General features: G+C 70.2%; 16 protein-coding genes. 6 read left to right on the plus strand and 10 right to left on the minus strand.

Annotated features, from left to right (window positions below):
* Nucleotides 1-7: 7 nt before the first annotated feature.
* Nucleotides 8-649: a GntR family transcriptional regulator gene (locus tag ASE14_RS15790; RefSeq protein WP_056657149.1), complete on the plus strand. Its 642-nt coding sequence runs from the start codon at nt 8-10 to the stop codon at nt 647-649.
* Between the two features lie 66 nt (nt 650-715).
* Here the strand turns inward: ASE14_RS15790 and ASE14_RS15795 are convergent, their stop codons facing one another.
* Genes ASE14_RS15795 through ASE14_RS15820 form a run of 6 tightly spaced genes read right to left on the minus strand, consistent with a single transcriptional unit; the run spans nt 716 to nt 8,856 of the window.
* Nucleotides 716-1,981, minus strand: coding sequence for a flavin-dependent oxidoreductase (locus ASE14_RS15795; protein ID WP_056657151.1), 1,266 nt, complete (start codon nt 1,979-1,981; stop codon nt 716-718).
* A gap of 43 nt (nt 1,982-2,024) precedes the next feature.
* Entirely contained in the window at nt 2,025-3,737 is a 1,713-nt protein-coding gene (locus tag ASE14_RS15800; protein ID WP_056657154.1) for an ABC transporter ATP-binding protein, read from the minus strand.
* Nucleotides 3,734-4,594, minus strand: a complete 861-nt coding sequence (locus ASE14_RS15805; protein WP_056657157.1) for an ABC transporter permease — start codon at nt 4,592-4,594, stop codon at nt 3,734-3,736. The genes ASE14_RS15800 and ASE14_RS15805 overlap by 4 nt, the downstream gene beginning before the upstream one ends.
* A complete protein-coding gene (locus ASE14_RS15810; protein WP_056657161.1) occupies nt 4,591-5,547 on the minus strand; it encodes an ABC transporter permease in 957 nt (318 codons plus the stop codon). The genes ASE14_RS15805 and ASE14_RS15810 overlap by 4 nt, the downstream gene beginning before the upstream one ends.
* 48 nt (nt 5,548-5,595) lie before the next feature.
* Complete coding sequence (locus ASE14_RS15815) at nt 5,596-7,254, minus strand: ABC transporter substrate-binding protein (RefSeq protein ID WP_056657164.1); 1,659 nt, start codon at nt 7,252-7,254, stop codon at nt 5,596-5,598.
* A gap of 15 nt (nt 7,255-7,269) precedes the next feature.
* Nucleotides 7,270-8,856, minus strand: coding sequence for an amidohydrolase (locus ASE14_RS15820; RefSeq protein ID WP_369816505.1), 1,587 nt, complete (start codon nt 8,854-8,856; stop codon nt 7,270-7,272).
* Nucleotides 8,857-9,117: 261 nt separating this feature from the next.
* On the opposite strand from ASE14_RS15820, the gene ASE14_RS15825 reads away from it, so the two are divergent.
* Nucleotides 9,118-9,819, plus strand: a complete 702-nt coding sequence (locus tag ASE14_RS15825; protein ID WP_056657177.1) for a TetR/AcrR family transcriptional regulator — start codon at nt 9,118-9,120, stop codon at nt 9,817-9,819.
* Between the two features lie 12 nt (nt 9,820-9,831).
* On the opposite strand, the gene ASE14_RS15830 is transcribed toward ASE14_RS15825, so the two are convergent.
* On the minus strand, nt 9,832-10,863 hold the full coding sequence (locus tag ASE14_RS15830; protein WP_056657181.1) for an AraC family transcriptional regulator: 1,032 nt from the start codon (nt 10,861-10,863) through the stop codon (nt 9,832-9,834).
* 137 nt (nt 10,864-11,000) lie between these two features.
* Here ASE14_RS15830 and ASE14_RS15835 point away from each other — a divergent pair, with 137 nt between their 5' ends.
* Together ASE14_RS15835 and ASE14_RS15840 are read left to right on the plus strand one after the other, a co-directional pair.
* Complete coding sequence (locus ASE14_RS15835) at nt 11,001-11,825, plus strand: NmrA family NAD(P)-binding protein (protein ID WP_056657183.1); 825 nt, start codon at nt 11,001-11,003, stop codon at nt 11,823-11,825.
* 31 nt (nt 11,826-11,856) lie between these two features.
* Nucleotides 11,857-12,714 carry a CPBP family intramembrane glutamic endopeptidase gene (locus tag ASE14_RS15840; protein WP_056657186.1) on the plus strand — a complete coding sequence of 286 codons (858 nt, stop codon included), beginning with the start codon at nt 11,857-11,859 and terminating at the stop codon, nt 12,712-12,714.
* Nucleotides 12,715-12,728: 14 nt separating this feature from the next.
* Here the strand turns inward: ASE14_RS15840 and ASE14_RS15845 are convergent, their stop codons facing one another.
* From ASE14_RS15845 to ASE14_RS15855, 3 genes are read right to left on the minus strand one after another with little or no spacing between them, the layout of a single operon-like run.
* Nucleotides 12,729-13,526, minus strand: a complete 798-nt coding sequence (locus tag ASE14_RS15845) for an SDR family NAD(P)-dependent oxidoreductase (RefSeq protein ID WP_235511440.1) — start codon at nt 13,524-13,526, stop codon at nt 12,729-12,731.
* On the minus strand, nt 13,523-13,957 hold the full coding sequence (locus ASE14_RS15850) for an SRPBCC domain-containing protein (protein ID WP_056657189.1): 435 nt from the start codon (nt 13,955-13,957) through the stop codon (nt 13,523-13,525). Before ASE14_RS15850 ends, ASE14_RS15845 begins: the two co-directional genes overlap by 4 nt.
* Nucleotides 13,954-14,304 (minus strand): helix-turn-helix transcriptional regulator, encoded by a 351-nt coding sequence (locus ASE14_RS15855; RefSeq protein ID WP_056657192.1) that lies wholly within the window; start codon nt 14,302-14,304, stop codon nt 13,954-13,956. Before ASE14_RS15855 ends, ASE14_RS15850 begins: the two co-directional genes overlap by 4 nt.
* A gap of 173 nt (nt 14,305-14,477) precedes the next feature.
* On the opposite strand from ASE14_RS15855, the gene ASE14_RS21275 reads away from it, so the two are divergent.
* Nucleotides 14,478-15,155 carry a hypothetical protein gene (locus tag ASE14_RS21275; protein WP_056657195.1) on the plus strand — a complete coding sequence of 226 codons (678 nt, stop codon included), beginning with the start codon at nt 14,478-14,480 and terminating at the stop codon, nt 15,153-15,155.
* Complete coding sequence (locus ASE14_RS21280) at nt 15,145-15,420, plus strand: helix-turn-helix domain-containing protein (RefSeq protein ID WP_369816506.1); 276 nt, start codon at nt 15,145-15,147, stop codon at nt 15,418-15,420. The genes ASE14_RS21275 and ASE14_RS21280 overlap by 11 nt, the downstream gene beginning before the upstream one ends.
* Nucleotides 15,421-15,455 lie beyond the last annotated feature (35 nt).

A 15,455-nucleotide genomic window follows, 5' to 3' on the forward strand; every position in this document is an offset into this window, starting at 1 on the left:
TGGTGGAATGCCGACCGTCGACAGCGCCGCAGAGCGGGCCCGCGCGGCCATCCGCGCCGCCATCCTCGACGGCACCCACCGGCCCGACACGATGCTCAGCGAGAACGAGCTCGCCGTGCAGCTCGGCATGAGCCGCACCCCCGTGCGCGCCGCGCTCTCACGGCTGCAGGACGAAGGGTGGATCACGATCTACCCGAAGCGCGGCGCCCTCGTGCGCGGGCTCAGCGACCGCGAGACCGCCGACCTGGCCGACGCCCGGCTGATCCTCGAGGCGATGGGCGTGCAGCGGGCGACCTCCGCGGCCCGGCTGGCGCTCGCAGATCGACTGGAGCCGGGGCTCGCCGAGCAGCGCGCCGCCCTCGAGTCCCGCAACCTCGACGCGTTCGTGACGCTGACGATCGCGTTCCACCGCTCATTCGTCGAAGCCGGCGGCAACGCCACGCTGCTCGACGTCGGCGATCGGCTCGCCGACCGGCAGCGACTGCTGCTGAGCGCTCACCGCGATTCGCTCTTCGAGCGGGCCGACGAGGTCGTGAACGAGCATCGCGCCCTCATCGAGCGGCTGCGCGCCGACGACCCCGCGGGCTTCGCCGAGGCTCTGCGCACCCACCTGATGGAGACGCACGGTCCCGAACTCGGCCCGATCTGACGGTGTCGCGTCAGACATCGCACGGCACGAGCATCGAACGACTCGGCCCGATCTGACGGTGTCGCGTCAGACGTCGCGCGGCGCCGGCACCGAGAGGCTCGCCCGCTCGTTCAGCAGCTCGGGCACGAAGCCCGCCGCCTCCTTGTAGCGGTTCGCGATCTCGGCACGCTCCGCGTACGGCACCACGAGCTCGATGTCGCCGAAGCCTCCGGGCGCGCGCTCGTAGGCGAGCTGCATGACCTGCTCAGGTCCCATCGAGCGGTTGCTGAGCGTGATCGCCGTGGTGCGGGGCCGGCGCTCGGCCTCGTAGGCGACGAGCGCCTCCTCGGCTGAGTCGACGGTGCCGAGCTGGAACGCGAGCGTTCGGGCGTCGATGATCGCCTGCGACGCACCGTTCGAACCGATCGGGTACATCGCGTGCGCCGAGTCGCCGAGCAGGGTCTGCGTGCCGTGGGTCCAGCGCGGGATCGGGTCGCGGTCGACCATCGGGTACTCGAGGATCTCGTCGGCGGCCCTGATCACGGCCGGAACGTCGAGCCAGCCGAAGTCCCAGTCGGTGAACCGGCCGAGCACGGCGCTCGGGTCGGCGCCGCGGTTCCAGTCGCTCGCGCCCGGTTCCGCATCCTCCGAGCGGTACTCGGCGATGAAGTTCACGGTCTGCAGTCCGTCGTCGCCGACGGCCGACAGCGGGTAGGCGACGAACTTCTGCAGCGCATCGCCGGCCATGATCATCGTGAGCCCGTCGAGGTACGGCGCCACCCGCGCGGTGCCGCGCCAGAGGATCAGCCCGTTCCACACCGGAGCGCCCTCGTCGGGATAGTGCTGGCGGCGCAGCGCGCTGTGGATGCCGTCGGCACCGATCACGACGTCGGCCGTCATTCGCGTGCCGGCGTCCGGGCCGCCGACGATGGCGACGCTCGTGCGCGCGCCCTCGGTGCGGGCGTCGCCGACCGGGCTGCCCAGGCGGATCGCGTCGGCGCCGAGGCGCTCGAGCACGGCGTCGCGCAGCATGAGCTGCAGCCGACCCCGGTGCACGGAGTACTGCGACCAGTTGTAGCCGGCCGCGCGCCCGCGCGGCTCCGTCCAGATCTGCTGGCCGTGGCGGTTGAAGTACGAGAGGGTGCTCGTGGCCACGCCGAGCTCGGCGAGTTCGTCGCCGAGGCCGAGCTCGGTGAGCTCGCGCACGGCGTGCGGCAGCAGGTTGATGCCGACGCCGAGGGGCCGGATCTCTGGCGTCGACTCGTACAGCGTCACGTCGTCGATGCCCGCCGCATGCAGCGAGAGCGCCGTCGTCAGGCCGCCGATGCCGGCGCCCGCGATGAGGACGTTCATGGTGTGGATCTCCAGTTCGGTGGTTCGGTACGGCTCCGGCGCCTCAGTTCTGCGCGACCGGGTCCTCGAGTTCGCTCGCCTCGGCGGCCACGGCCTCGAGGTCCCAGTCGGGTCGTGGCACGGAGTCGATGAGCAGTCGCGTGTAGGCGTGCTGCGGGTTGCCCAGCAGTTCGATCGTGCGGCCGCGCTCGACGATCTCGCCGGTCTTCATGACGACCGTCTCGTCGCAGAGGCGGCGCACGACGGCGAGGTCGTGACTGATGAACAGCACCGTGAGGCCCCGCTCGCGGCGGATCTCCTCGACGACGCCGAGCACCTGCGCCTGTACCGACACGTCGAGCGCGCTCGTGGCCTCGTCCATGACGAGCACGTCGGGCTCGATCGCGAGCGCCCGGGCGATCGCGACGCGCTGCCGCTGCCCGCCCGAGAGCGTGCGCGGCCGTGCCTGCGCGTGCACGTCGCCGAGTCCGACCTGCTCGAGCAGCTCGATGACTCGCGACCGTGCATCCGTCGTGCTGAGACGGCGGTGCAGGCGCAGCGCGTCCTCGATCGCCTTGCCGGCAGTGATGCGTGGGTCGAGCGACAGGTACGGGTCCTGGAAGACCATCTGCACCGAGCGTGCGTGCTCGAGCCGCTCGACGCGCGAACTCGGCACCGAGGTGCGTTCGCGACCGGCGATGCGGATGTCGCCGGCATCGGCCTGCTCGAGGCCGACGATCATGCGGGCGAGGGTCGACTTGCCCGAGCCCGATTCGCCGACGACGCCGAGGGCGCCGCCCCGCGGGATCTCGATGGTGGCGTCGATGACGGCGCGCACCGGCTCCTTGCCGCGACGATACGTCTTCGAGATGCCCGTCGCCGACAGCATCGGCTCGGTCGAGGCCGGCGCCGCGCCGTCGATCGCCGCAGAAGCGGTCGCCGTCGAGGTACTCGTGCCTGCGGCATCCGTGCCCGCATCGGCTGCCGACGCCGTGTCGCGAGCGACGACGATCGTGGGCGTGGCCGCGACGAGTCGCTTCGTGTACGCCGCCTGCGGGTTGCGGAACACCTGACGGGCGTCGCCCTGTTCCTCGACCCGGCCCGCGCTCATCACGTAGACGCGATCGCAGATCGCGGCGGCGAGGTTCAGGTCGTGGGTGATGAAGAGCATGCCCATGCCGCGGCTCTCGCGCTGTTCGGCGAGCACGCCGATGATCTCGGCCTGCGTCGTGACGTCGAGCGCGGTCGTCGGCTCATCGCAGATGAGCAGGCGCGGCGAGCTCGTGAGCGCGCCGGCGATCATGACACGCTGCAGCATGCCGCCCGACAGCTCGTGCGGGTACTGCTTCAGGTGCTCTTCGGGGCGCGGCAGGCGCACCGCCTCCATGAGCGAGATGGCGACGGCCTTCGCGTCGGCCGCCGAACGGCCCTCGCAGAGTCGCATCGTCTCGGTGAGGTGGTCGCCGACCGTGCGCATCGGGTTGATGCCGGCGCGCGGGTCCTGGAAGATCATCGACGCACGGGTGCGGCGAAGGCTCAGCAGCTCGCTGCGGCTCGCGTCGAGCACGGACTGGTCGAGCAGCTGCACCGAACCGCCCATGGTCGCGCGGCTGGGCAGGAGGCCGAGCACCGAGCGGGCTGTGAGGGACTTGCCCGAGCCGGACTCGCCCACGAGACCGACCGTCTCCCCTTCGGCGACCGTGAGGCTGATGCCGTCGAGCAGTCGCTTGCCGTTCGGCAGGTCGAGCGTGAGCTCGGAGATGTCGAGGAGTGTCATGCGGGGATCTCGCCTCCGATTCGATCCGAGAGTTCTTCGCCGATCACGTTGACCGCGACGACGACGAGCACGATCCCGATCGCGGGGACGAGCGCGGGAAGGAAGTAGCCGCCGATCAAGCCGGCCTGGGCCTCGTTGACCATCGCACCCCAGTCGGCCGTGGGCGCCTGGACGCCGAGGCCGAGGAACGAGAGCGCGGCGAGCTCGGCGAGCACGTAGCCGAAGTTCAGGGTCGACTGCGCCCCGACGATCGGCATCACGTTGGGCAGCACGCGGCGCAGCGCGATGAACGCGCCGCCGAAGCCCTGCACCCGATACGCCGCGACGTACGGACGAGAGCGTTCGGACGCGATCAGCGAGCGGGTGAGGCGTGCGACGAACGGGGCGTACGCGATGCTCATCGCGACGATCGGGGCGACGAGGCCCTTGCCGAACAGCGCGACCGCCATGATCGCGAGGAGCAGCGCCGGGAAGGCGAAGATCACGTCGAAGATGCGGCCGAGCACCGAGTCGATCCAGCCGCCGCGCCAACCGGCGAGGAGGCCGAGCAGGATGCCGACCGTCGTCGAGAAGACGACGACGAGCAGCGGCGCCAGCAGCGCGGTGCGACCGCCGAAGATCATGCGGCTCAGGGTGTCGCGGCCGAGCGCGTCGGTGCCGAGCCAGTGGGCCGGGCTCGGCCCGGCCTGCACGTTCAGCAGGTCGACCTGGTTCGGCGGGTACGGGGCGACGAGCGGCGCGAAGATCGCGGCGAGCGTCACCACGCCGAGGAACACGGCGCTGACGAGGAAGGTCGTGCTCGAACGACGCACGCGCGGCGCACGCAGCACCTTCATGGCCATGGTTGGGGTCGTCATCGGGCACCAGCTCCTGCAGCGGCTCGGGGATCGATCCAGGGTTCGAGCACATCGATGATGGCGTTCACCACGACGAACGCCGTGACGATGAGCAGCACGATCGCCTGCACGACCGGGAAGTCGAGGCGGTCGACCGACTGGACGAGGAGCGTGCCGATGCCGGCGAGGCCGAACGCCGCTTCGACGATCGAGCTCGCGACGAGCAGGCCCGCGACGAGCACGCCGCTGACGGTGAGGATCGGACCGATCGAGTTGCGGAAGACGTGGCGCCGGATCACGGTGCCGCGCTTGAGGCCGCGGCTCGTGGCGACCTCGACGTGCTCACGGCCGAGCTGCTCGACCATGGAGGAGCGCGTGACCTTGCCGACGAGCACGACGAAGACGATCGCGAGCGCGATCGACGGCAGCACGAGGTGGTAGATCGTGTCGAGGAAGCCCTCGCCGGAGCCGAACGACGGGAACCAGCCGAGCTGCACCGCGAAGACCGCGATGAGCACGATCGAGCCGACGAACGACGGGATCGCGCCGAGCACGGTGAGGCCGATGAGCACCGACCGGTCGAGCACCTTGCCGCGGTTCAGCGACGCGACGATCCCGGCCGTCAGGCCGACGATGGCGATCATCGTGCCGGCCATGACGACGAGCAGGAGGGTGACGGGCAGTCGATCGCCGATCACCTCGGAGACATCCTGCCGGTACTGCAGCGAGCGACCGAAGTCGCCCTGCAGCACCCCGGTCAGCCAGTTGAGGTACTGCTGCCACGGCGGCAGGTCGAGCCCGTACTGGGCGGTGACCTGTGCCACGGCCTCGGGGCTCGGCTTGCGACCGCGAAGCAGGAAGCTGACGGGGTCGCCGGGCACGAGGAACCGGGAGAAGAAGACGAGCAGTGATGCGAGGAAGAGCGTGAGGAGCAGGGCGCCGAGTTTGCCCGCCACCCGGCGGAGCGTGGTCATCGGATGACCGCCGCTCCGCCGAGGTGGACCAGGCCGGGCCCGTCAGTGCTAGCGTGCGCCAATGGTTGCTGCCCAGGGGTAGTACAGGAAGGCGACCGACGGTGCGACACCGGTGATGCGCTCGCCCATGAACAGGGTCACAGGAGCCTCGAACATCGGCAGCCACGGCAGCTCTTCGTTCGCGATCTGCTGTGCTTCGGCGGTCTTCTCCGAGCGCGCGGCGGGGTCGTCGATCGTGAGGGCCTCGTTGACGACGGAATCGAACTCGGGGTTCGACCAGTTGCCGTAGTTGCTGAACTCGCCGGTGCGCAGCACGCTGTACATCTCGAGCGGGTCGGGGCTCGAGAGGTACCACGAGGTGTAGAACAGGTCGACGCCCTCGCGAGCACTCGGGTCGGAGAACAGCGCCGTGTAGGCGTTCGGCGTGACGGTCTCGATGTTGACCTTGAGGCCGATCGACTCAGCCGCTGCGGCAGTGGCCTGCGCGTAGACGTTGAAGTCGCTGCTGATCGGGGCGGTCACGTAGGTGAGCTCCTCACCGGTCGCGCCGGCTTCCTCGACGAGCTTCTTGGCCGCTTCGACGTCGTACGGGTACTGCTCGATGTCGCCGAATGCCGCCGTGATCGCGGCGTCGCTCGCTCCGTCCCAGACCGACTCGGTCGTGAGCGCGTCGGTCGTGGTGCCGTAGCCCTTGACCGCCGCATCGACGATGCCCTGCCGGTCGAGCGCCATGAGCAGCGCCTGACGCACGCGCACGTCGCCGAGCGGGCCCTCGAGGTCGGAGATGATGATGTTGTTGACCGCGGTGTTCAGGCCGAAGAGCATGTCGCCCTGGTCGGAGTCGAGGAGCTGCGGCACGGCGTCGGCGGGAATCATCCAGCCGCCGTCGACCTCGCCCGACTTCAGCGCGTTCGTGCGGGCATTGGCGTCGTTCATGAAGATGAACTTCACCTCGGCCGAGCGAGCGGTGAGTTCGGGGTCCCAGTAGCCGTCGTAACGCTCGAGCGTGAGGGACTCGCCCGACTGCCATTCGCCGAAGCTGAACGGACCCGTGCAGTTCACGCCGCCCGTCGAGTTGCCGTAGTCGGCGCCCTTCTCGGCGAGCGTGGCAGCGGACTCGATGACACCGGCGGAGCCGCCCATGCCGAGGTTGAACTGCGAGTCGGGACCGGTCATCGTGACGGTGACCTGGCGGTCGCCCGTCTGCTCGATCGAGGCGACGTTCTGGTAGTTCGTGTACCACGACGATCCGACGGCCGGGTCGAGGTGGCGGCTCATCGACGCCACGACATCGGCGGCGGTGAGCGGGGTGCCGTCGTGGAAGGTGACGCCGTCGCGGATCTCGTAGACCCAGGTCTCGGGCGTCGGGTGCGCGAAGGACTCGGCGAGGCTGGGCGACAGCGTCCAGTCGGGGTTCAGTCGCAGCAGGGACTCGCAGACGTTGGCGAGCACCATGTTGTCGGCGTAGTCGAAGGCGTAGGCGTAGTCCAGCGAGTAGGGCTCGGCGTAGTTCGCCCACGTGAACGAGTCGAGGTCACCCGAGGGGGCATCGGTCTGCGCGGTGAGCTCCCACTCGGCGGGCTGGGCTTTCTCGGGTTCGGCGGAGCTGCAGCCGGTCAGGGCCAGAGCTGCTCCGAGCCCGGCGGCGACGATCGACGTGACGCGACGACCGACGCGCCGGGAGGGCGTGACAGGTGATGGGGACATGATGGCTCCTCGTGGTCAGGCAGTGCGGGTGAAGGCGGACGTGCCCTCGATCCAGGTGGAGGTCACCGTCGAGCGGTGGATCTCTTCCATGGGGAGGCTGAAGGGGTTCGGTTCGAGCACGACGAGGTTCGCGAGGTACCCCTCGCGGATGTACCCGGTGTCGTGGTCGCGGTGGTTCACGTAGGCGGAGCCGGAGGTGTAGGCCGCCATCGCCGTCTCGAGATCGAGACGCTGGTGTTCGCCGCCGAGCGGCCCGGCGTCGAGGCCCGGGGCGATGCGGGTGACGGCGATGTGGATCGCGTCCATCGGGTCGGCGCTCGACACCGGCCAGTCGCTGCCCGCAGCGAGGCGGGCACCGTGGCGGACGAGGTCGCCGAACGGGTACTGGCGGGCCTCCTGCCCGTCTTGCAGGAACGGCAGGGTGAGGTGGTCGATCTGGTCTTCGTGGGTGGCCCAGAGCGCCTGCAGGTTCGCGACGGCATCGAGGACCGCGAAGCGCGCCGTCTCGGCCTCTGCGACGATCTGCAGGTGCGCGAGATGGTGCCGGCCGTCGGATGCCCCGTTGGCGGCGCGCGCCGCCTCGACGGCGTCGAGCCCCTCGCGAACCGCACGGTCGCCGAGTGCGTGCATGTGCACCTGCATGCCGGCGCCGTCGATCGCGGTGACCGCCTCCTGCAGCAGCTTCGGGTCGACGAACGACAGCCCGCTGTTCTCGGTGTCGTGGCCGTGTCCGTCGCGGTAGGGGGTGAGCATCGCCGCGGTCTGGTTCTCGGCGACGCCGTCGACCATGATCTTCACGGTGCCGAGCGAGAGCTTGTCCTCGCGCCCGAGGCCGGCGATCTCGGCCCGGGCGGCGATCATGCGGTCGAGCTGCTCGAGGCCGTCGGAGCGTTCCCACCACTGGGCGCCGACGACGTGCACCAGGAGCGTGCCCTCGGCGAGCGCGCGTCGGTAGGCGCCCATCGGGTCGCTGACCCCGGATGACTGGCCACCGACCATCGCGTCCTGCCAGCCGGTGATGCCGAGGGCGATGAGCTCCTCCTGCGCCTTGAGCAGCCCCCGGTAGACGAATTCCTCGTCCTCCTTCGGGCGCACGTGCTCGAAGAGCCCGCTCGCGCCCTCGTGGAAGGTGCCGGCCGGGCTGCCGTCGGCTTCGCGCTCGATGCGGCCGTCGACGGGGTCGGGGGTCGTCGCGTCGATGCCGGCGAGGCGGATCGCGGTGCTGTTCGCCCAGGAGCTGTGGTGGTCGCGGCTCATGAGCAGCACGGGCCGGTCGGGGACGACGGCGTCGAGCAGGCCGCGCACGGGCGCGCCTCCGGGGAAGTGGTCCATCGACCAGCCGCCGCCGAGGATCCAGGGCTCATCGGGGTTCTCGGCCGCGTACGCGGCGATCGTCGCGATCGCATCATCGGCGTCTTCGGCCTCGGTGAGGTTGCACTGCAGGAGCTCCACACCGCCGCCGACCGGGTGCACGTGCGCGTCCTGGAAGCCGGGGCTGAGGAGTGCACCATCGAGCTGAACGACCTGCGTTCCCTCACCGATGAGCGCATCCGCCTCGGACTCGGGAACGACCGCTGTGATGCGATCGCCAGTGACAGCCACGACGTGGCCCTGAATCGGTTGGCCGGTTCCAGTGAACACGGCCCCTCCGGTGAACAGCACATCGGCAGCTGACACGTCGCCCTCGCTTCCTCGTCGAACGGGTTGGTGAAGGTGACGTTAGCGATGCCCCAGCACTGCTGTCAACTGTGTTGACAACATTGCGCGCGCATTCGTTATGCTGACGTTATCGAGCGCGGCTCACGTCCCAACGGACCCCCAGGAGCGTGACACGATGGACTTCGAACTTCGAGGAAGAGGGCGATGACGACAGCGACAGGCTCCAACCGTGGCGGTGAGGCGCGCGCGTCGAACGGGCGGGCGCGCCTCGACCGCGACTCGATCGTGGCCGCGGGCCTCGAGTTGGCTGCGACTTCGGCGACATCGACGATCTCGGTGCGCGAACTCGGCACCCAGCTCGGCGCGGACCCGACGGCGATCTACCGCCATTTCCGCAGCAAGGAGCAGCTCATGGAGGCCCTCCTCGACGAGCTGACGCTGCGCGCCATCGCCGAGGTCACCGCCGAGAAGTCCGAGTGGCGCGAGCGGCTGCGCCAGCTCTCGAGCGCCACGCTGACGAACTACTCGGCCCACCCCGCCATCGGCGCCGAGGCGATCGTGCTCACGACCCACGGGCCGGGCGAGCTCGAGGCCATCGAGATCATGCTCGAGTCGTTCGCGGAGGCCGGTCTGACGGGCGACGACGTCGTGCGGCACTATGCACTGCTCGCCTCGCACGTGCTCTCGAGCGCCGCGGGCATCGCCAGGGGCCGCGCCGAGCGCGGCGACGGCCCGGAGCCCGGCCCGTGGTTCGACGGCCCGATCCTCGCCGACCCCCGCAGGTTCCCCCTGATCACGGCCTTCAACAGCGAACTCGCCGACCTCAAGGACGTCGACCTCTTCCTGCTCGGGGTCGAAGCCGTCATCCAGTCGGCCGAGCTGACAGTGGCGCGCAACGCGGAGTAGCGCTCCGCCGCCTCACCCCCCGGTCGAAACGCCCGTGGACGTGGCGGCGTCCGGGGACGGGCGCAGCGCCGCAGCACCCGGCAGCGCCCCCTGCGCGACGGCTCCGGCACGCCGCACCGCCCCCGGCGTCGAGCCGTAGTGCCGCTTGAACGCGCGGCTGAACGCGGCCTCCGAGGCGTAGCCGACCCGACCCGAGATCGATGAGACGGGATCGGTGGTTCCGATGAGCTCTGCTCGCGCCTGCTGCATCCGCCAGCCCGCGAGGTAGCGCATCGGCGACTCCCCCACCAGGGTCGCGAAGCGCTCCGCGAACGCCGAGCGCGACAGGTTCGCCTGCCGTGCGAGCTCGACGAGACTCCAGTCCTCACCGGGTCGCGCATGCATGCGCCCGAGCGCACGCCCGACATGCGGGTCCCGAAGGGCGGCGAGCCATCCGGTCGCCTCGGGATCCGAGGTGCGCAGCCAGGAGCGGAGCACCTGGATGACGAGCACGTCGGCGAGGCTCGTCATGACCGCCTCGCCGCCGGGCTGGACGTCCTCCGCCTCGCGGGCGAGCAGGCGCAGCACCGCCTGGAAGGCTCCCGCTTCGCCGTCGTCCCAGGAATCGAGCCGGATGAGCCCGGGGAGCTCGGCGACCAGGCGGTCGGAGAGCGGACCGTCGACCTGGAGCGCCGCGTAGGCGATCCGGGTGCGATCGCCGCCGCCGCCGAAGCGCATGTGCTCGTACGTGTCGCTCACCTGGTCGACGGGGATGTCGAACAGTGGCGTGCTCGAGACATCCGCAGCACTCAGCAGCCGGTGCGGGGCCCCACGGGTGATGAGGGCGACGCTGCCGGCCTCGAGCGTATGCCGCTCGCCCTCGATCTCGAGCACGCATCGTCCGGCGAGCACCACCGGCAGCATCATGAATCCCTCGAGCTCAGGGAACTCCACACCCCACGGCGCCGTGAGCTCGGCGCGGCAGTAGAGCGCCCCGGTGAACCTGAGCAGTTGCAGCCCGTCGCCCAGCTGATCGCCCGTGACGGGCGTGCGCGGATTGACCATGCGTCCAGCGTGGCATGCCGGTTCGCCGGCGATCCCGAATTTCGGACGAACGGCACAGTGCAACGGCCGTCCGGCGATTGTGCGTCCGTTCAGGTGCAGCGAGGCTGAACGCACAGTCCAGACGAGAGGAACACATCATGTCCACGAACTTCGCCGTCATCGGCGCCACAGGCAAGACCGGCCGTCGCGTCGCAGAACGCCTCGAGGCGGAGGGCCACGCCGTGCGCCGCCTGGCCCGCGGCACGAGCCCGTCCTTCGACTGGGAGCATCCGGAGGGATGGGTGCCGGCACTGCACGGCATCGACCGCCTGTACGTGACCTACGTCCCCGACCTCGCGGCCCCCGGCGCGGATGTCGCGATCACCCGCCTCGCACAACTCGCCGACGAGGCCGGCGTGCAGCGCATCGTGCTGCTCTCCGGCCGCGGCGAAGACGGGGCGCGTCGCTGCGAGGACATCCTGTCGGCATCGAACGTGCCGACGACGGTCGTGCGGGCGAGCTGGTTCGCGCAGAACTTCACCGAGGGCATGCTGAGCGACGCCGCATCCACGGGCGTGCTCGCGCTTCCGGCGGGCGACGTGCGCGAGCCGTTCATCGATGTCGACGACCTCGCCGCGGTCGCCGTCGAGGCGCTCACCAGCGACGGCCATGCGGGCCTCGTCCACGAAGTGACCGGCCCGGAGTCCCTGACGTTCGCCGAGGTCGCCGCCATCCTCTCGGAGGTCGCCGGTCGCGAGGTGGTCTACGTGCCCATGGGGTTCGAGGAGTTCCATGCCGCAGTCGCCTCGGAGGAGGGAGAGGCCGTCGCGACGCTCCTCACCGAGCTCTGCCGCGAGGTCTTCGACGGCCGCAATGCGGCCCCGACCGACGGGGTGGCCCGCGTGCTCGGCCGGCCGGCGCGCAGGCTGCGATCGGTGCTGACGGATGCCGCCGCCGCGACACCGGCCGGTCGGCCCGCGTAGCGGCCGACTCAGGGCGACGAGAAGAGCAGCCATGACCGACCACGCATCCGAATCCCGCTGGCAGGCGTTCTGGAACCGTGGCGGCTGGTGGAAGGCCCTCGGCGTCGCAGTCGTGTACCTGGCGCTCTACCTCGGCACCGGGTGGGTCGTCGACACCCTCGGGCGCGACGTGATCGACTTCGACGACCTCTTCGGCGACGCCCTCAGCGTCTTCCTCGCCGTCGGGCTGCCCGTCGTCGTCGGCTCCGCCGTCCTGCTCGCGTTCTCGTGGTCGCTCGGCTGGATCCCGAAGCCGCTCTTCACCCGGCAGCCGGTGCGCGGCAGCTGGTGGATGTGGGTCGCGCCGGCCATCGTGCTCATCCCCGTGCTGCTCCGTCTCTTCGGCACCGACTACAGCCGGTACACCGGCGGCGTCATCGCCGTCACCTTCCTCGTCGGCATCTTCGTCGGCATCTCCGAGGAGCTCCTCACGCGCGGTCTCGCCGTGAACCTGCTGCGCAAGCACGGCTACAACGAGTGGGCCGTCGCCGTGCTCTCGTCGCTCATCTTCGCGCTGCTGCACTCGAGCAACCTGCTCTCGGGCCAGCCGATCCTCACAGTGCTGGCGACGATGGGCTACACCTTCGTGTTCGGCATCATGATGTACCTCACGCTGCGCGTCACCGGCAACCTGATCTGGCCGATCCTGCTGCACGCGATCACCGACCCCACAGCCTTCCTCGCCACGGGCGGCATCGACGTCGCCGCGACCGCCGCGCAGAGCCCGCTCCTCGCCTTCGTGACCCCGGCGACGCTCCTGATGACGGTCTTCGCCCTCATCGCGCTCATCTTCATCCGCGGCCGCGCGACCGCCGACGTGCCCGGCCTGGAGACCGCGCCGCGCGTCTGACGCACCGCGTCGGCTCAGTCGACGAGCGCCCCGGCCGTGAGGTTCGAGACCACGCCGGTCATCGACCGCGCTCGGTCGGATGCCGCGAATGCGAGGTACTCCGCGACCTCGGCGAGCGACGGCAGCCGGCCGAGCAGCGTCGTGCCCGCGAGCCCGGCGAGCCATTCGTCGCGGCCGATGCCGCCCGCAGCCGCGATGCGGCCGAACATCTCGCCCGTGTACGAGGTGTCGTAGGCATCGGCCATCGCGTGCGGCCGCACGCAGACCACTCGCACGCCATCGGGCCCGAGCTCGCCGGCGAGCGCCCGCGAGAAACCCTCGAGGCCGGCGCTCTGCGCGGCGTTGCCGATGAGCCCGCGGCCGGTGAGCCGCGCCCCCGGCGTCGAGATCGTGAGGATCACGCCGCCGCCCTGCGCGATCATCGGCCGTGAGACGGCCTTGGCCGTGACGAAGTTGGTCTGCAGGTAGCCCGTGACGGGGTGCAGGTAGTCGGCGAGCGAGGTCTCGGCGATCGGCAGGCCCTGCACGTGGTCGAACCCCACGGCGTTCAGGGCGATGTCGATGCGCCCCGCGGCATCCGTCACCTCGTCGACGTGGCGGTCGACGGCCGCCTGGTCCATCGCGTCGACGACGGCGATGTCGACGGATGCCCCGAGCTCGCGTGCCGCGGAGGCCGCGGCCTCGAGCCGTGGCAGGCTGCGGCCGGCCAGGAACAGTCGTGCACCTTCGCGGGCGAACACGCGGGCCGCGGCGCCGCCGATCGATCCCCCGCCGCCGTGGATCACGGCCACCTTGTCGTCGAGCAGCATCATGCGTCTCCGTTCTCTGCGAGTGTTCGGGCGAATCGGTCGATGATCTCGGTCCAGCCCTCGGTGTGCTGCTGCACGGCCTCGGCGTCGGGCAGCTGCTCGTGGCGCACTTCGACCACGGTGGCGTCGCCGTCGGGCCGGAACGTCACCCGCACCACCGAGTCGGTGTGGTGCGTGGCGATCGAGCGCCAGGTGAACTCGAGCGTGTGCGGCCGATCGATCACGGTGTAGCTGCCCGCGTGCACGAAGGACCCGCCGGGGTCGTTCATCGTGATCGTGAAGGCCCCGCCCACACGTGGGTCGGCCACGACGTTCGACGGCTCGCTGCCGTCGCGCCGCATCCACACGGCGAGGCTCACCGGGTCGAGCCAGGCATCGAAGAGGCGGTCGGCGGATGCCGCGATGCGCCGGCTGACTGTGACGGCGGCGGTCATCGGGGTGCTCCGTCGGCGGTGACCTCATCAGCGTCGCTGAGCACGAACGCTTCGAGGGCTGCGAGCCGCTGCTCCCAGAAGTCGCGGTACTGCGTCATCCAGGCGACCGCATCTCCGAGCGCTTCAGCGCGCAGCGACAGCACGTGGTCGCGGCCGCGCACGTGCCGCTCCACGAGTCGGGCGCGTTCGAGCACCTTGATGTGTTTGCTCGTGGAGTTCAGCGAGATCGGGAACTCGCGCGCGAGTTCGGTGACCCGCGCGTCGGACACGAGGAGGCGATCGAGGATCGCGCGTCGCGTGGGGTCGGCGACAGCGCTGAGCACGGAGTCGAGTTGATATTCACCCATGTGGGTGAATATATGCCCGAGTCGAACCCGCGTCAAGGGTTCGACGACCGTGAACCGATTCCGGTGCGCGCCCGCCGGCGTCTCGCGAGGCCGCAGAACCGCGATGCCTTGACCCATGTCAACCGAGTGTTTATTGTTCTTCGATAAGATCGAAAAACGATAAGGAGCTCGCCGTGACCGTCACCGAGGCATCCGCTGCCCGACCGAACGCACGCACGCGCACGCCGCGCGGCACCTCGATCGGCATCGGTCTGATCTGGGTCATCGCGACCTTCGCCATGCTCTTCGACGCGCTAGGGCTGTTCTCGATGACGACGGGACTGTTCTTCGTGAACGCGCTGCAGGGCGATGTCGAGACGCATCAGTCGCTCACCGCGCTTCCGCAGTTCATCCAGGCTGAGCTCCGCGAGGGTGCACCGCCCGCCGATCTCACCGACCTCTCCATCTGGGTCCGCCTCCTCTGCGCGCTCCCCACGTTCATGCATCTCCTCGTGCTGCTGGTCTCGACGATCCTCGTGACCCGCGCCATCCGGGTCATCGAAGCCGGCCGCCCGTTCACGAGAACCGGCGTTCGCGCGTGGGCTCTGCTCGGCATCGTGCTCATCATCGGCGGCGGCATCCAGGGCGTTCTCGACACGGTCGCCGTCGGCGTCGCGTCCTCGCTCGCCCGTACCAACCCGGATGGCCACCCCGACGGCCCGTGGGCGCTCGGCGGCGACTACCAGGCGCTTGGCACGAACTTCCCGGACTGGCCCTGGATCTTCTTCGTGCTCGGGATCATCGCTGCGGCCGTCGCCGCCGCATTCCGCGAGGGCTCGCGCTTGGAGGCGGAGGTCGAGGGTGTCGTCTGATCGCGGCGACCGGATCGAGCACGGCGCGCCGCGGAACTCCGAAGACGGCGACCATCGCATCGTCGTGCACCTCGCCGAGGTGCTCGAGCGGCGCGGCATGACCCTCACCGAGCTCTCCGAACGCATCGGCGTCACGCTCGCCAACCTGTCGATCCTGAAGACCGGCAAGGCCCGTGCCGTTCGCTTCACGACCCTCACCGCGATCTGCGAGGCCCTCGACACGACGCCCGCCGAACTCTTCAGCTACGAGCCCCGCGACGGCTGAGCGACACCGCAGACGGTTCGGATGTCGGTCGGGGG

The sequence above is a fragment of the Agromyces sp. Root81 genome, assembly GCF_001429165.1.
Lineage (GTDB): Bacteria > Actinomycetota > Actinomycetes > Actinomycetales > Microbacteriaceae > Agromyces.

Bases quoted from the DNA above. Each gene is read 5' to 3' on its own strand.
- ASE14_RS15815 (WP_056657164.1), bottom strand. From the start codon at position 7,254: ATGTCCCCATCACCTGTCACGCCCTCCCGGCGCGTCGGTCGTCGCGTC.
- ASE14_RS15855 (WP_056657192.1), bottom strand. From the start codon at position 14,304: ATGGGTGAATATCAACTCGACTCCGTGCTCAGCGCTGTCGCCGACCCC.
- ASE14_RS15845 (WP_235511440.1), bottom strand. From the start codon at position 13,526: ATGATGCTGCTCGACGACAAGGTGGCCGTGATCCACGGCGGCGGGGGA.
- ASE14_RS15825 (WP_056657177.1), top strand. From the start codon at position 9,118: ATGACGACAGCGACAGGCTCCAACCGTGGCGGTGAGGCGCGCGCGTCG.
- ASE14_RS15840 (WP_056657186.1), top strand. From the start codon at position 11,857: ATGACCGACCACGCATCCGAATCCCGCTGGCAGGCGTTCTGGAACCGT.
- ASE14_RS15830 (WP_056657181.1), bottom strand. From the start codon at position 10,863: ATGGTCAATCCGCGCACGCCCGTCACGGGCGATCAGCTGGGCGACGGG.
- ASE14_RS15805 (WP_056657157.1), bottom strand. From the start codon at position 4,594: ATGACGACCCCAACCATGGCCATGAAGGTGCTGCGTGCGCCGCGCGTG.
- ASE14_RS15850 (WP_056657189.1), bottom strand. From the start codon at position 13,957: ATGACCGCCGCCGTCACAGTCAGCCGGCGCATCGCGGCATCCGCCGAC.
- ASE14_RS15835 (WP_056657183.1), top strand. From the start codon at position 11,001: ATGTCCACGAACTTCGCCGTCATCGGCGCCACAGGCAAGACCGGCCGT.
- ASE14_RS15810 (WP_056657161.1), bottom strand. From the start codon at position 5,547: ATGACCACGCTCCGCCGGGTGGCGGGCAAACTCGGCGCCCTGCTCCTC.
- ASE14_RS15800 (WP_056657154.1), bottom strand. From the start codon at position 3,737: ATGACACTCCTCGACATCTCCGAGCTCACGCTCGACCTGCCGAACGGC.
- ASE14_RS15790 (WP_056657149.1), top strand. From the start codon at position 8: ATGCCGACCGTCGACAGCGCCGCAGAGCGGGCCCGCGCGGCCATCCGC.
- ASE14_RS15795 (WP_056657151.1), bottom strand. From the start codon at position 1,981: ATGAACGTCCTCATCGCGGGCGCCGGCATCGGCGGCCTGACGACGGCG.